The following is a 14,653-nucleotide window of genomic DNA, read 5'->3' on the forward strand; positions in this document are numbered from 1 at the left end:
CATTTTCCCCATAGGGTTATGGGTTGAGCTTGAGGGCTTTCTGTACAGCGCCATCCACGCTCAAACCGCTGAGGATCACACCATTGGCCTGCACTTGCGGCAAGGCGTCCAACACCGTCAGCGCTTCATGCTTGAGCCGCGCCAGAATCAGCCGTTTGCCCTCCTGATGCACCCGCAAGAAAAACTCCTGCATCGCCTCGATGCTGGTGCCATCCAGATCCGGCGTCTCCTCAAGGCTCAGAATCACCGTGTGCAGCGGCACCTCTGTATGACGGATCAGCCGTAACGCCGCCCCGAGAATGCGTTCAACGTTGGCGAAGAACAATGCCTCACTCGGTCGAATGATCAGTACGCCCGGCTCCGTCTGCGCAATCGGATGACGCTGCACATCGACAAAATCATGCCCGCCATCGATCCGCCCCAATACCTGAATGTCCGCCGCCGACATCTGTTTGAGCATCAGCAACACACTGATCGCCACCGCCACCAGCAAGCCATCCAGCACGCCAAGCACGAGCACCGCCGCAACGGCACAAATCACCAACACCCGATCCCGGCGCCAGATGAAATACCGGCCCAGCGGCTGCAAACTCAAGCCACGCCCCAACGCATGCATGACAATCGCGGCGAGGATCGGCTCCGGCGTGAGGGCAATCCACGGCAGCACCGTCAGCACGATGATCAGCACCACCAGCGCCGCCACCCCGCCGGCCCAGCGTGACGTCGCCCCTGCCGCTTCATTCGCCGAGGTCGCCGAATACCCGGCGCCTGCCGGCATGCCATGAAACAACCCGCAAAGCAGGTTCGACGCACCCAGCGCCAGCAGATCGCGGTTTGAGTTGACGCGGTCGCCATGCTTGAGCGCATACGCACTGATCGAGCCATACGACTCTGCATACAGAATCATCACCAGGGCAAACCCTACCTCGCCCAAGCGCAGCCAATCGGCGAACGGCAGCACTGGCAAATTGGGCACTTCCAGGCTGAGGTCGATCATGCCGATCATCTTTACGCCGTACGTCGGCAGGTTCAGCCATTGCCCGGCGGCGATGCCGATCACCACCACCAGCAAGCCTGCGGGCACCCGCGGGAATCGCGAAAACACACCGAGCAGCACCAGCGCGACGGCAGCGACAGCGGCAGCCGGCCAGTTCCATTGCGGCAGCTGTTCAAGCAGTTGCGGGGCGAAGCGCACCAGATTGGCATCGGTCAGATGCACGCCGACCACGCTGGCGACCTGCTTGAGAATGATCGTCAGCGCCAGGCCGAAGGCAAATCCGCGTAAAACCGGTTTGGCGATGAACGACGTGACGCTGCCGAGGCGAAAGATCCCGGCCAGCAAAAACAACCCACCCGTGACCAACACCAGGCCGACCGCCAGGGTCGAGCGCAACTGCGGGTCACCATTGGCCAGCGTCGCCGTCGCCGCTGCCAGCACAGCCGCCGAAGAAGACGTCGCCGACACAATCGCAAAACGACTGGTGCCGAACACCCCATAACACAGCAACCCGGCAAACAGCGCGATCACCCCGGCCTGAGGCGCCAGTGCTGCGATGGTCGAATACGCCACCGCTTCGGGCAGCAAGAGGCCTGCGATGGACAGACCCGCAAGCACATCCTGCCAGCGGTTGATGGGTGCAACAGGTTGCGCGAGGCTCGACAATCCACTGTCTCCAGACGAAAAAAAACCGCTGTGCATCGGTGATGCGCAGCGGCGTACTGTAGCTCAAAAGCAAAAGATCACAGCCTTGTGCAGCGCCTGCCCAAGGATTCAGGCAATGGCTGCCGCAGGCTGCGATCTATTGATCCGGCTTTACATCGTCAGTTTGTAAACCAGTGCCGAAATCGCCACCAGACCCACTGCCGTGACAAACACGTTCGATGCCTGACCGCGATAACGCGCCATCGCCGGAATCTTGCGAATCGCGTACATCGGCATCAGGAACAGAATCGCCGCAATCACCGGGCCGCCGACGGTTTCGATCATACCCAGAATGCTCGGGTTCAGAGTCGCGATGATCCAGCAGATCACCAGCATGAACGCCGCCACGATGCGATCCAGTGCCTTGGCACTCGGACGCTTGCCGCTCTTCACGATCAAGCCTTTCAGGCCTTCGCTGGCACCGATGTAGTGACCGAGGAACGATTTCGAGATCGCCACGAACGCAATCAGCGGTGCAGCGAACTCGATGGTCGGATTGTTGAAGTGGTTGGCCAGGTACGACAGGATCGACAGGTTCTGCTCTTTGGCTTCAGCCAGTTGCTCTGGTGACAATGTCAGGACGCAACTGAAGACGAAGAACAGCACCATCAGCACCATCAGCGCATGGGCGCGGAACAGGATCTGCGAGCTGCGCTCATCGGCATGCACGCCGTACTGTCGCTTCTGATCCACCGCAAACGCCGAAATGATTGGCGAGTGGTTGAACGAGAACACCATCACCGGAATCGCCAGCCACAACGTGTGCAGCAGCGCCGACGGTGGTGGCACCTGCGAAACGGTGGTCAGAATGCCGCCGTTCCAGTGGGGAATCAGGTACACCGCCAGAAACAGCAGCGCAACGATAAACGGATACACCATCAGGCTCATCGCCTTGACGATCGCCTCTTGGCCGCAACGCACCACAGCGAGCAAACCAAGAATCAGCACGAACGACAGCAGCGCACGAGGCGGCGGAGTGATGTGCAATTGATGCTCAAGGAAACTGGCGACGGTGTTGGTCAGGCCAACGCTGTAGATCAACAGGATCGGGAAGATCGCAAAGAAGTACAACAGCGTGATCAGCGCACCGGCCTTGATGCCGAAATGCTGTTCGACCACTTCAGTGATATCGGCGCCTTCGCGACCGGACAGCACAAAACGGGTCAGACCACGGTGCGCGTAGAACGTCATCGGGAACGCCAACAGCGCGAGAACGACCAGCGGCCAGAAGCCACCCAAGCCTGCGTTGATCGGCAAATACAGGGTACCGGCGCCAATGGCCGTCCCGAACAACCCCAACATCCAGGTGGTGTCCTGGCGATTCCAGCTCGAAAGTTCAGCGGGTGCTGCTGCATCAAAGCGCTCTTCGACGCTATTGGCCTGATCATTCATCCGGTCGGATCTCCGCATTCCGGTCACTTGCCACTCGGTCAGGACGCGTCGGAAAAAACCGACAGACATGCTCCGGCCGAAACAGGGGCGCGATTCTCCGCGATAAATGAGCAGAAGCAAAGACTTAGCTGAGGAATGGTTGTGCGGAGCAGATCAGTGGGGTGTCGTTTTTGCGAAAATACCTGTCGTACACAGGCATTCAGACTGTCGTTAACAGGCATGTGCAAGGGTGCTCAGATGGCTCGGGCCAACACCATCACGAAAGCGATCCCCGCCGCGCCCATCAACATTCCAAGGCTGAATAGCAAAACCGTTTCACGCCTTTCGGCTTTGCGAAAAGGCTTCATGGCTTCTCTGAACTCAAACTCCTCTTGATACAGTCGGTCTATCCTGGCTCTGCTTTCCTCTGTGCTCATACTGCCCCTTTTTCTTTTTTAATGCTCTGAGTCAACGCGTATGCGCTACGGCAACCTGCTGCGCGCTCTTACAGCTTCATATAAAGCCCTACGGCGGTGGCAATTGCAGTTAATGCCCCAGCCCCCACCACAACGGGATACAAAAAAGTCTCAAGTTTCAGTTTTGCTTCCTCCGCCAAAAACTTGCGCCTCTCCGCACCAAGCTTTTGGGTTTCCGTTTGTAGCCTTTCGAGCTCTACATTTTTGTGGTCATCAAGATGCATGAGCCTTCCTTGGCTGCTGGCAGTTAACGTTGGGGAAGCTTTTCCATCCTGACCACCTCCCATTACTGCCCCATGATTTCGCGTTAACCGCCGGCCCGATAGCAGATGAATCTGCCAAATTCGTAGGCAGAATCCGCGAATTTCGTAGGCCACCTCGTACCGAAACAACGCCAAAATCAACATCCCGCTGGCACTGGGCGACGCGCCAAACCTGTGGGAGCGAGCCTGCTCGCGAAGGCGTCCGAGCAAACAGCGAAATACTTTCAATTTGACCCAGATCATCTAGCGTCAATGAGTCCCCTGCCCCCCCGGAGTCTCCACCCATGCCCCTCGTCCGCGTCGACATCAAACAACACACCGACCCCACCTTCGCCAAACGCATCGGCGAGCAGATCTACGCCGCCATGCGCAGCACCATCAACGTGCCGGAACACGACAATTTCCAGATCCTCAACGAACACGACGGCGAGCATTTCATCTTCGACCCGCAATACCTCGGCATTCAGCGCAGCGAGCATCTGGTGATCATCCAGATCACCCTTAACGAAGGCCGAACGCTGGAGCAGAAAAAAGCCCTGTACCAGACCATCGCCGACAACCTGAACACGCAACTGGGTATCCGCCTCGAAGACGTGTTCATCAACCTGGTGGAAGTGAAAAAAGAAAACTGGTCCTTCGGCAACGGCATCGCCCAGTACGCCAGTTGACAGCGGCGCAACGCCCCCAGCATGATCGGCCCATGAACCTTCGCTCGCTGTACCTCACCCGCACCACCACGACCGCCACCGGCGGGTCGTGGTGTTTCTGCGTGAGGTAAGCCCAGCGCAGCAAACCCAAGGCCCCGCCAGCAATGGACGGGGCCTTGTTGTTTCTCCCGTCCGTGCGGCTGCTGTTGCAAACCAGTAAGTCCTCAAGGAGAAACACCATGTCCGCAGCACTGTTGATCATCGATATGCAGGTCGGCCTGTTCCAAGGCCCGGAACAACCTCACGACGGCGAACGGATACTCGCCAACATCCAGCGCCTGATCGCACAGGCCCGACAACAACAGGTACCGATCTTCGCCGTGCGCCACACCGGCCCGCAAGGTTCGCCGATTGCTGTCGACAGTCCATTCTGGCAATTGCTGCCGGCGCTTGAACTGGACGCTGAAATCGACACCCTGTTCAACAAATCCCGCCCCAATGCTTTCCACGGCACCGAACTGGCGCAACAGCTCAAATATAGAAAAGTCGAGAATCTCTACATCGTCGGCATGAAGACTCAGTTCTGCGTCGACAGCACTTGTCGCGCAGCTGTCGACCTGGGTTTCAAAGCGTTGCTGGTGGCCGACGCCCACACCTGCATGGACACTCCCGCGCTGTCGGCCGAAGCAATCATCAAACACCACAACGCAACCCTCGGTGCTGCCTTCGCAGGGTTAATCGACAGTGCGCAGGTAATGTTCTAAACAAACGATCTGTGAAATTGACGCAGCCTCACTTGCTGCGGCTGCGTCAATCAGAGTTTTGTAACCCTATCTTCCGTCCTACAACACCGCGCAGCCAGTTAATATAACTAGCGACATTAATTACAGAAATAACCAACAAACAAGCTAATAACTGATCAACACTTAAGAATATTCCTACAACAAAAAACACCCAAAACAATCAAGACAAAATATTACCCATAAACCAAACAACAGCCCTTTGTTACAAGCAACTACGGAGCCATTGAACAATCTTCCACATCACGTCTATATTTTTCACGCCCCGAAGCAGGAATGTTTAATAGCACACGACCTTCGAAGTTTGATGAAGAGGACTCAGCATGCAAAAACACACGATGATCGGCCTGTTGTTGGCAGCGCTGCTTTCCCCGCTCGCCAGCGCCGACGTCGGCGAACTGGCCTCCTCGCCCCGATGGCTGACCACCAAGGTTTACATCGACGGCGCCACTGAAACGGACGTCAAAGCGCAGTACCCCGGCGTCGTGGGTATATCGACCTGGAATCCCGAACGTAATCGATATGAATTCTTTGACACCGACACAGGCGAGTCACAGTACAACAACGGTGGCGGCGGTTATTTCTTTGTTACCGGCGATCAGAAACAGCACATCCTTGTACCCGACATCGGCCCCACCAAAACGATTGTCCGACGCTTGGAAACTTTGAATAGCAGTGAATTCACCTACTCTCGCGAAGTGCCGCGCGACATGGTGGAAAACAATCCTCTCGTGCGTATTCATGTCGTTCACGCACCTTATACCGGAACCGTAGAAACCAAATCCGTCATCAAACAATAACGCCAGGAATCAATATGCAAAAGACACTTAAAACCCTGCTGATGTCGACGTTATTTGTCTCCTCGGTCTATTGCGCCGGGGTCAGCGCGCAGGCCGCCACCCAACCCCTAAAAAAAACCGTCGCCACTGCCGACAATGCCATGATGCTGACCGTTTTTCTCAAGCATGATCAGACCCGCCCATTGAGCGAACTCAAAGCCCAGCTCACGCAACAAGGCTTCTACAAAACCTTTCCCCCGGCCGGGGTCGAAGTGGTGAGCTGGAACATCATGATGGGCATTGGCCAAGTGGTGACCGTGCGCTTCCCCGCCTCGCGGTTGGCAGAAGTGAACCTCGCTCTGGAAAGCACCGCGTGGGGCAGTTACCGCACCGAGTTTTATCCAACCTACGATTTCCAGCCGATTGCCCTGGCTGAACAAAGCAAAGCTCGCGCCGCCCAATGATGCTCACAGCACACCGGATCACCGGTGTGCTGCCAGCCTTGCTTCTTGCCTGAAGCCGTCCAGAATCAAAGCACACTGCGTGAATGACAATGATTGCCAAACCGCTCTGGAATCAGCACTCTGACACGACTTTCGCGACCGACACGCCATTGATCACAGGAGCCGCGCAATGCCCGCCACCGTTCTGGTACTGGTTGAAACCATCAATGACTATCTGCCGATTCTCGAGCATCAGGGCTTTCACCTGATCCTCGCACCGACACCGGCCGAACGGGCACAAGCCATCGCCAGCCACGGCAGTCGTATCGATGCGGTGCTGACCCGCGGCCCGCTGGGCCTGACCGCCGACGAAATCGCCGCCCTGCCCGCGCTGAAAATCATCACCGTGATCGGTGCCGGTTACGAACAGGTCGACCTGCAAGCCGCCAGCGATCGCGGGATCACCGTGACCAATGGCGCCGGGGTCAATGCCTCGTCGGTGGCCGACCACGCAATGGCCATGTTGTTGGCATTGGTGCGCGATATTCCACGCTGCGACGCGGCGGTGCGCCGGGGCGAATGGCCAAAAATCATGCGTCCGTCGCTGGCCGGCAAACGTCTGGGCATTCTCGGCCTCGGCGCGGTGGGCATGGCGATTGCCAAACGGGCGAACCTCGGTTTCGATATGCAGATCAGCTATCACAGCCGCCAGTTGCGCACTGATGTGCCCTACGCGTTCTGCTCGACACCAACCGATCTGGCGCGGGCCTCGGACTTTTTGATCGTCGCCACGCCCGGCGGCATCGGCACGCAGCATCTGGTCACGCGAGCGGTGCTCGATGCGCTCGGGCCGAAAGGTTTTATCGTCAATATTGCGCGCGCCAGTGTGATCGCCACGGCAGACCTGATCACCGCGCTGGAACAACGGCGCATCGCCGGCGCCGCACTCGACGTGTTCGACCACGAACCGCAAGTGCCGGATGCCCTGAAGACCCTGAGCAACGTGCTGCTCACCCCGCACGTTGCCGGTCTGTCACCGGAAGCGACTCAAGGCACGGTCGAGTTGGTGGGGAAAAACCTCGTGGCGTTTTTCTCCGGGCAACCGGTGCTGACGCCCATCGCGTTGCCGCCGAAACGCAACAACCAGCGGGTGCACTAAAGCACGCCGAGCAACGTCCACAACCGCCGCGACTCGGCATCGGCCGAAATCAACTCACCGAGCAATTCACTCAACGGCTTGTTACCCCACTCGACCCCGCGCCGTATCAGGTACGGCACCGGGCTGTGGGGTTCGGTGCGGGCCAGGTATTCGGCGATCAGCAATAACTGCCGATAGGCTTCTTCACGACTGGCCGGCTCGCGAAACACCTGCGCGACCGGCGCCGCTTCCGCAGGCGGCGACACGGCGACAGCGGCTTCGACCACGGGCGCGGGTGGCGCCGGTTGTTGTGGGTGCATGGCAATGAACTCCTGAACCAGTGTCAGCAGCGCTTGAAGGGTGTCCTGCAACGGCCGCAATCCCGGGCCTTGATCGCCCAGATAGGCCTCACTCCAGCGGTCGAGTCGTTGCAGATGTTGCAGGCTCAACAGCAGATTGCCTTGGTTGCGCAGCCAGAATGCCAACGGCGTGGCGCGGATCTGGTCGTTGAGTTTCTTCTGTTCGTTGCGCGCGGTTTCCGCCGAGGTCTTGGCGTTCTTGCTGTCGTTGGCCTGCACCTGTTGAATCTGCAAGCGGCGCCAGACTTCCAGCGTATAAGCCTCGAAAGCACTGTTGCGCGTGCCGAACAGCGGCACCCGCGTAAGTAATATTTCGCTGTAACGGCGCACCAGCCATTCCAGTGGAATCACCCGCCATGACTGATCGCCCTCCTCGGCTTGCGGGTGCAAATGCTCGGGAAAGCGCTCACACAGACCGGCGATCAGCGCCAGACTACCGGGCAAGCCATCCAGCGCCTGCAAGTGCAACCAGGCCTCGCCGAGCCAGGCGCTGAGCATCAAGTCCTTGCTGCGTTCGAGCAATAACGTGGTGGTGAGCTTCTCCACGTCCGGCCAGTTCGCCCGCTTCAGCGTCGACTGCCAGACCCCGGTCGGCAGGCTCGCATCGTCTTCGCGGCGCAAGTCGCGCAACTGGTCGAACTCGCGTTCATAACGCAGATCGACGCCACACGGCGCGTCTGCGCTGATCGGTTCGAGCAACTGCTCAATCAGCTCTGGCAACGGGGTCGATGGCAGGCTCACAGGTTCTCCTTCGGCGATTCGATGGCGGCCGTGGTGCCGGTGAACTGGAACGGCGAGCGTGGCGCGCGGGTCGGCAACGGCGCAATCGACAACGGCAGTTTCGAGCCCTGGCTCATCAGCGACAGGCGCACGAACATCCGCGTGAATTCACTGGTGACGCTGTCGGTCGATGCGGTCACCGGCAAGCGCAAGGTCAACGGGAAATCGGTGTAATCCATGCTCGGCTGGCGCTGCACCGAGAAATGCGCGCGCATCATCCGCAGCAATGACCACGGCCCACCGTATTCCCAACCGGCCTCCAGATCGCGCACCACCAGGTTCGGTTGTTGCGGATCGTTGACCGGCCGTTCCTTGCCATTGCGCGCCCAGCGCAAGGTCAGGCGAATCGGCTGGCCGACCATCCAGCGCAGGTTCGGTTGCTCGGCTGCGGGGTAGTTGATCTGCTGACTGCCGGCGAGCAAGCTCCAGGCAATCACCTGATCGGCGCCCTTCTCGTCATCGCGATCGGTGCGCCAGCGCACATCCAGTTCGACGCCGAGGATGCCGCTCTTGTCGCGCACGAACAGCGGTGTCAGCCAAGTGCTGGCCTGTTTCAAACGGTTGAGAAAATCCGCCGCGGCCAAGCGTTCCGGGGTCTGGTTTGTGGCAAGGCCGGCCTGTGCGACCGGCAGTTTTTTGTCGATCAGTTGTAGAAAATATTCAACCCGGGCCGGATCGGCGTCCTGCATCTGCACGCCGTTGGCGAACGGAAAGCGATCCGCCAGATATTGATTGAAGTAGTTGGCCAGCTCATTCCACGCCGCAGCGGCCTGTTGCACTTGCAGCATCTGGCAACGCTGTGTGGCCTCCTGTTGCAACTCGATCGCGCGCATCGCCAGGGTGCCTCGGCCGCCGCCGAGGTTGGCGGTCTGCAACATCTGCAGGCAGGAATTGACGTCCATTTCGATAAAATCGCGACTGACCAGTTGCTCGATCTGCGCCGGTGAACTAGCCGGGTTGGCCTCCTTGTATTTGCGCAACTCGTCGTTGAGTGCACTGAACTGCGTCACGCGTTCGTAATCCAGTGCCGAAAGACTGGCTTGCTGCGTCGTCAACCACTGCAACGACGACGTGCGCCGTTCCGTGATGCCGAGCATGGTATTGAACTGCTGCTTGAGGCTCAGTTTCAGGTCCTGCACATCGCTGGCGCCGAACAATTGCAGACCGAGGTTTTTCCCGCCGTCCCACTGGCTGATTTCAGCACGACCGCCGAACAGCGGTTGTGCGGTGATTTCATCCAGCCCGCCGATAATCTGCGCCATGGCGCGGCGGTTGAGCGCCGTTTGCAGGCGCGTGGCGAGGTCCGCACGGTGTACCTCGACAAAGGCCTTTTGCAGGGCCATGGCTTGCTCGGCCTGTACGTTGAACACGGCGTAAGGCTGCGTCTGGTCGTTGTGATCCTTGAGGCTCAACCACATTGCCTGGGCGGCGGCGCGCTCGGCGGTTTTCAGCAGTGCCACGCGATAGTCCGGCGGAATCCGTGGCAGCTCTTCAGCGATGTAGCTGTTGTAGTCGGCGAAATACTTCAGCGATTCATTGAGGTCATCACCGTCCACCGTCTGACCTTGCATATTGACGTTGTCTTCGCTGGCACGCAGGGCGACCGACACGAAGTCACGCTTGAACAGCGCCTGTACCGCGTTATCCAGCTTGACCACTTGCTCCTGCAAGGCCAGTTGCCCGCTGACTTGCTGCACCAGCAAGTTGTCCCGCGATCCGATCTGGGCGATCCATTGATCGCGAAAGCTCTGCTGCAGCCGTGACGCTTGTGTGTCGAGGTCCTGCTCGACCTGCGTGCCCAACAACGTACTCTTGGCCACCTTGCCGAGGAAGTCGCGATAACCCGGCACCAGTTCCTGGCCCTTGCCGCGACTCCACGTCGAGTTGGTCAGGGCAATCGCCGCTTGCAGATCATCGACCAGCGCAGTCAGGTCTTCGAGCTCCCGCAGGCTGTTGCCATTGCCCGATTGCAGTTGATCCAGGTGCAATTTGAGATAGCCGGCCTTGCTGACAAAGTTATCGGCGAGGAAATACTGATCGAGCCAGCGCTGCATCAGCCCGGAAAAATTGCTCACGATCAGCGGGCGCTCGACACTCAGATCAAGCGCTTGCAAGTGGCCGTCTTGCCCTGCGACGAGCAGCCGATTGTAAAAAGCCGCGTAGGGCAAGGTGCCCGTGTTGAGGTTCAGCGCCAGCGCGTTGTTGCTCAGTTGCACCAGATCGTCCAGCGGTGCGCGCGGGTTGTTTTGCACCTGATTGAACCACTGGTTCTGTTGTTCCAGACGCAATGCACGCTCCACCAGATCATTCGCCTTCAGGTAATTCTGCCACTGCGCCGGGTCGTCACTTTCGACACTGCTGCGTCGATCAGTACTGCGGATCGCCTTGAGCTGCGCCAGTTCGGCGCTCAGCAGATCATGCAGCGGCACCACCATATGGCGCTCAGTGGACTGCAACACTTGCTGCTCCAACTGGTTGTCGAGCGAGGAAAACCACGACGTCGGGAACACCAGCGAGACATAGTTCCAGTGCGGGGCTCGCTCCAGTACTCGCCAGAAGGTCTGCACGTTGCGCCGGGTCGAGTCGAGCCGCTGCGCCTCATCACTGACGGCCACGTAGCCCTTCTGCGCGCCCTGCATCTGCCGCGCCAGCTCATGGGCATCCTTGACCGACGCGTGCCAGATCCACAGCATCGCCACCGCCCAGACCACCCCCACGACCAGCGCAACCCCGGCGGTGAGACGTTGCCAACGCTGACGCAGACGCAACAGGCGCGGCACGCCATGCGCCAGCCCCCGCTCGCCGACCAGCCGCTGGCGCCACAACTGCCGGACAAACGCGCTGCGCTGCAGGCCGCTGTCGTCCACGGAAAAACCGTCTTGCGCGTCTTCCCCGGCGACATTGGCAGTGAAATACACACCGCGAAAACACGGTGCCTCGCCTTGAGCATTACCTTGAAACACCGGCTCCAGCACGTTCTGCAACCCGCGCCGCAACGTCTCCAGACGATCCGGCAAGGCATACAGATCGGCACTCAACTGCCCGGACAATGTGCCAATTTCAATCACCGCTTCAGCCACCGCCCGGTGCAGACGATCCACCGCCTGATCGCTCCATTGGCCTTGCCAGAGGGCATCGCGAGGATAGGGAGATGACCAGCCTAATGTGGCTTCGCGGGCCTCTGGCGGCAAGGCGCTGATCAGATCCTGAAAACCCGGCAATTCCTCAAGTCCGGTGACCACGACATACACCGGGACGCTGAGCCCAAAGCGTTGCAGCAGGTCGATGAAGCGCCGGCGCGCGGCGACGCCCAACTGAGTCGCCTGTTCAAGATTGCTCAGGCGATTGACCGGCACCGTCCAGATCACCGCGTCCAGCGGCCGCTTGCTGCGCAGCCGCAGGATCAACCCCAGCAACCGCCACCAACTGCCGCGTTGCAAATGCATGCCGTCGTCCGGCAGAAACAGCGCTTGCGGCACCACCAGCACCGCGCCCTCGGGGTCCGACCACCAGCGCCCGAACCACGCCGGTCTGTCGGTCGGTTGCAGGCGCCATTCCGTCACCAGTTGCGTGCCCTGGACTTCGTCGCCGAGCATCAGCAACCAGGGCAACTGATAGCGACCGAGATTGCCCTGGTCGCGCTCCATATGGCGCACGGAGGCATAGAAACTGCGGATCGCCGCGCCGCTCTGGGTGCGTAACCACCACACCGCCATCGCGATGATCGCCAGCAACAACAGCAGGGCAACGATCCACGCAACGATCGTCAGCGGGCTCATGAGTCTTGCCCCGGCGCATTCGATACCTCACCGCTTTGCAGGACCGGCGCCAGCTCCTGGCCGATGTCCCGCCATAACCAATGCCCGAGCGCGGTCAGCAACAGCAGCATCGCCAGAATCCCCAGCGCCAGCCGAAAGCCATCCGGCAACGCCGTGCGCACCGGCATTTGCAACGGCGTGGCCAGCGAGGGCTGCACCAGACGCTGGCTGACACCGGCATCACTGGCCTCGTCCTGCCAGGCAAAATTGAACAATGCCAAACGCCACTTGGCCAATTGCGCCTGACTGTGCTCGCCGCGCAAGCGCCCGTGGAAACCGAGAATCAGGCACTGCAAATACACGTTGGCCAGATCGCGGGTGGTCGGTTGTTGCTCATCGAGCAGGGTTTGAATCGCCGCTGGCACCTGCTCACCGGCCTGACGACTGGAATACAGACGCGACTCCAGTGGCTTGCCCTGCCACGCCGCTTGCCCGGGCCACGGGGTAAACAGCAGAGTTTCATCGATCAGGGCGACGAACGCATAGACCAGCGCCTTGACCTGTTCGGTCGCCGAATCACCGACCCGTGAATACGCCGTGCGCCACAATCGCTGCGACGCCTGGGTCGACAGTTCGACCACGGTCTCGACCAGCGCCGCTTCGTCCTCGCTGTCCTTGGGCAACTGCACCCAATCCTGCTGCCATTGTTGCCACGTCTCGCGGAACGCGCTGCTCAACGGTGCGTCCTGCAACCCAAGGCTTGCGGCACTTCCTTGCGACATACGGCGTTCCTTGTGTGATCAGGCACTTTCACTGTTCTGGGCGACAAACAGCACCACTTGCCACGGGCTGCTGGTGAGCTTGGCGGCCGGCGCGGCGATCATCAGCGGCAGTTGCGCGTCGAACCACGCGCCTTCGGCCGTCACGACAAACAGCCGCGTGTCTTCGCCGACGCTGTAGGCCACTTGCTCGCTGCGGCTCATGACCTGATGGCCCAAACCGCTCATGCGCTGACGACTGAGCAAGGCGATGTGCGGTGCCGAAGCGATGATCGCGCCTCGTAACCAGTCAATGGCCGCTTGTTCGCTGGCACCGTTGGGCATGCGCAGGCCGATGACCAGGCGCTGGCTCGGTTGTTCGTCCGGCAACTGAATCGAAAAGCTCTGCTCACCGCGTTCGAACGGCAGGCTGCGATAGCCGGCGCGAATCAGTTCGAGGGTGGTTTCCAGCCATTGCAGGACGGCGTCATAACCGCGCTGCAACTCGACAAAATCCAGCGCCGCGAACGCCGGTACACCGGCCAGCGGCTCGAGCGCCGACCACGCGCCGGCCAGTCCGAGCAAGTGCACATAGAGGGTTTGCGGCTGGGCGATGCGGCTGTTGAGCAAGCCCTCGACTTCCGGCAGACGCGCCCACAGCGCGGTCAACTGGCGGCGAATCTCCAGCGCATCGTCCTGATTGCCGGCCTGTTGCGCCTGGCGCAAACGGCCACCGAGAAACAGACACTTCTCCCGCGCCCGTGCGCAGAGCCCGGCAATGCGTCGCCCAAGGGGTGACTCCGGTAGCAGGATGGGCGTGGGTGGCGTATAGGACAGCGGCAGAAAACCGCCGCCCTCCTTGCGAATTTTCAACAAAGGCAGGCAGATCGAATCGGCCTTGTTCAGTTGCGTGCACAACCGTGGATTGGGCCGCCACACCGTGATCGACTCAGGGAACTCGCCGCTGGTGAGGTCCGGCAGCGCCTCGCCGACCACCGACTGCAAACGGCCCTTGAGCGGCAGCAATTGCCCGGCCCGCCACATCGGACTGATCGCCAGGTATACGGTGACGGTGGCATCGTCAGTGGAATTGATCGCGGCGCTGACATCCAGCTCCAGTGTCGGGCCGATGCCGGCCTGCAGATCCACCGGCAAACCGTCGGGCATTGTCCCCTGCAACGACAACACCCGGACCACGCCGGCACTCAGCGCCGACGGGTCGAATTCCATATGACTGACGCCCCAGAACCACGGGTTGCACGCCTGCGCCAGATGCGCGCCGAGTGCTTCGGCCCGCAGCCCTTGCAACTGAAAATGCTGCGGCAGCAATTGCATGCCTTCGTGCCAGCAAACCGCGTCAGGTAGCAGACTCATACGAC

At 60.1% G+C, this 14,653-nt stretch carries 12 protein-coding genes; 5 read left to right on the forward strand and 7 right to left on the reverse strand.

What is annotated here, in order from left to right:
* Positions 1-16: 16 nt before the first annotated feature.
* The 3 genes from A8O26_RS08595 to A8O26_RS08610 all read right to left on the reverse strand — a co-directional run bounded on the left by A8O26_RS08595 (position 17) and on the right by A8O26_RS08610 (position 3,773).
* On the reverse strand, positions 17-1,663 hold the full coding sequence (locus tag A8O26_RS08595; RefSeq protein WP_064117619.1) for a SulP family inorganic anion transporter: 1,647 nt from the start codon (positions 1,661-1,663) through the stop codon (positions 17-19).
* A 150-nt stretch (positions 1,664-1,813) separates the two neighbouring features.
* Positions 1,814-3,094 carry an HAAAP family serine/threonine permease gene (locus tag A8O26_RS08600; RefSeq protein ID WP_064117620.1) on the reverse strand — a complete coding sequence of 427 codons (1,281 nt, stop codon included), beginning with the start codon at positions 3,092-3,094 and terminating at the stop codon, positions 1,814-1,816.
* 484 nt (positions 3,095-3,578) lie between these two features.
* Positions 3,579-3,773 carry a hypothetical protein gene (locus tag A8O26_RS08610; RefSeq protein ID WP_064117622.1) on the reverse strand — a complete coding sequence of 65 codons (195 nt, stop codon included), beginning with the start codon at positions 3,771-3,773 and terminating at the stop codon, positions 3,579-3,581.
* 323 nt (positions 3,774-4,096) lie between these two features.
* Between A8O26_RS08610 and A8O26_RS08615 the strand changes: the two genes are divergently transcribed.
* From A8O26_RS08615 to A8O26_RS08635, 5 genes are all read left to right on the forward strand, one after another.
* On the forward strand, positions 4,097-4,480 hold the full coding sequence (locus tag A8O26_RS08615; protein WP_064117623.1) for a tautomerase family protein: 384 nt from the start codon (positions 4,097-4,099) through the stop codon (positions 4,478-4,480).
* Between the two features lie 218 nt (positions 4,481-4,698).
* Positions 4,699-5,223: a cysteine hydrolase family protein gene (locus tag A8O26_RS08620; protein ID WP_064117624.1), complete on the forward strand. Its 525-nt coding sequence runs from the start codon at positions 4,699-4,701 to the stop codon at positions 5,221-5,223.
* Between the two features lie 359 nt (positions 5,224-5,582).
* On the forward strand, positions 5,583-6,059 hold the full coding sequence (locus A8O26_RS08625; protein WP_064117625.1) for a DUF4822 domain-containing protein: 477 nt from the start codon (positions 5,583-5,585) through the stop codon (positions 6,057-6,059).
* Between the two features lie 14 nt (positions 6,060-6,073).
* Positions 6,074-6,502 (forward strand): hypothetical protein, encoded by a 429-nt coding sequence (locus A8O26_RS08630; protein ID WP_064117626.1) that lies wholly within the window; start codon positions 6,074-6,076, stop codon positions 6,500-6,502.
* A gap of 169 nt (positions 6,503-6,671) precedes the next feature.
* Positions 6,672-7,640 carry a 2-hydroxyacid dehydrogenase gene (locus A8O26_RS08635; RefSeq protein WP_064117627.1) on the forward strand — a complete coding sequence of 323 codons (969 nt, stop codon included), beginning with the start codon at positions 6,672-6,674 and terminating at the stop codon, positions 7,638-7,640.
* Here the strand turns inward: A8O26_RS08635 and tssA are convergent.
* The 4 genes from tssA to tssK are packed head-to-tail and all read right to left on the reverse strand — an operon-like array spanning position 7,637 to position 14,648.
* Positions 7,637-8,719: a type VI secretion system protein TssA gene (gene tssA / locus A8O26_RS08640; protein WP_064117628.1), complete on the reverse strand. Its 1,083-nt coding sequence runs from the start codon at positions 8,717-8,719 to the stop codon at positions 7,637-7,639. The genes A8O26_RS08635 and tssA overlap by 4 nt on opposite strands.
* Positions 8,716-12,537, reverse strand: a complete 3,822-nt coding sequence (locus A8O26_RS08645) for a type VI secretion system protein (protein WP_064117629.1) — start codon at positions 12,535-12,537, stop codon at positions 8,716-8,718. Before A8O26_RS08645 ends, tssA begins: the two co-directional genes overlap by 4 nt.
* Positions 12,534-13,298: a DotU/TssL family secretion system protein gene (locus A8O26_RS08650; RefSeq protein WP_064117630.1), complete on the reverse strand. Its 765-nt coding sequence runs from the start codon at positions 13,296-13,298 to the stop codon at positions 12,534-12,536. Before A8O26_RS08650 ends, A8O26_RS08645 begins: the two co-directional genes overlap by 4 nt.
* Before the next feature lie 18 nt (positions 13,299-13,316).
* Positions 13,317-14,648: a type VI secretion system baseplate subunit TssK gene (tssK, locus tag A8O26_RS08655; protein ID WP_064117631.1), complete on the reverse strand. Its 1,332-nt coding sequence runs from the start codon at positions 14,646-14,648 to the stop codon at positions 13,317-13,319.
* Positions 14,649-14,653: the final 5 nt, after the last annotated feature.

It is taken from the genome of Pseudomonas fluorescens (assembly GCF_001648775.1).
Classification (GTDB): domain Bacteria; phylum Pseudomonadota; class Gammaproteobacteria; order Pseudomonadales; family Pseudomonadaceae; genus Aquipseudomonas; species Aquipseudomonas fluorescens_M.

Excerpts from the sequence above, each read along its gene's own strand:
- A8O26_RS08600 (WP_064117620.1), bottom strand. The coding sequence starts at position 3,094 with ATGAATGATCAGGCCAATAGCGTCGAAGAGCGCTTTGATGCAGCAGCA.
- A8O26_RS08610 (WP_064117622.1), bottom strand. The coding sequence starts at position 3,773 with ATGCATCTTGATGACCACAAAAATGTAGAGCTCGAAAGGCTACAAACG.
- A8O26_RS08615 (WP_064117623.1), top strand. The coding sequence starts at position 4,097 with ATGCCCCTCGTCCGCGTCGACATCAAACAACACACCGACCCCACCTTC.
- A8O26_RS08620 (WP_064117624.1), top strand. The coding sequence starts at position 4,699 with ATGTCCGCAGCACTGTTGATCATCGATATGCAGGTCGGCCTGTTCCAA.
- A8O26_RS08625 (WP_064117625.1), top strand. The coding sequence starts at position 5,583 with ATGCAAAAACACACGATGATCGGCCTGTTGTTGGCAGCGCTGCTTTCC.
- A8O26_RS08630 (WP_064117626.1), top strand. The coding sequence starts at position 6,074 with ATGCAAAAGACACTTAAAACCCTGCTGATGTCGACGTTATTTGTCTCC.
- A8O26_RS08635 (WP_064117627.1), top strand. The coding sequence starts at position 6,672 with ATGCCCGCCACCGTTCTGGTACTGGTTGAAACCATCAATGACTATCTG.
- A8O26_RS08645 (WP_064117629.1), bottom strand. The coding sequence starts at position 12,537 with ATGAGCCCGCTGACGATCGTTGCGTGGATCGTTGCCCTGCTGTTGTTG.
- A8O26_RS08650 (WP_064117630.1), bottom strand. The coding sequence starts at position 13,298 with ATGTCGCAAGGAAGTGCCGCAAGCCTTGGGTTGCAGGACGCACCGTTG.
- tssK (WP_064117631.1), bottom strand. The coding sequence starts at position 14,648 with ATGAGTCTGCTACCTGACGCGGTTTGCTGGCACGAAGGCATGCAATTG.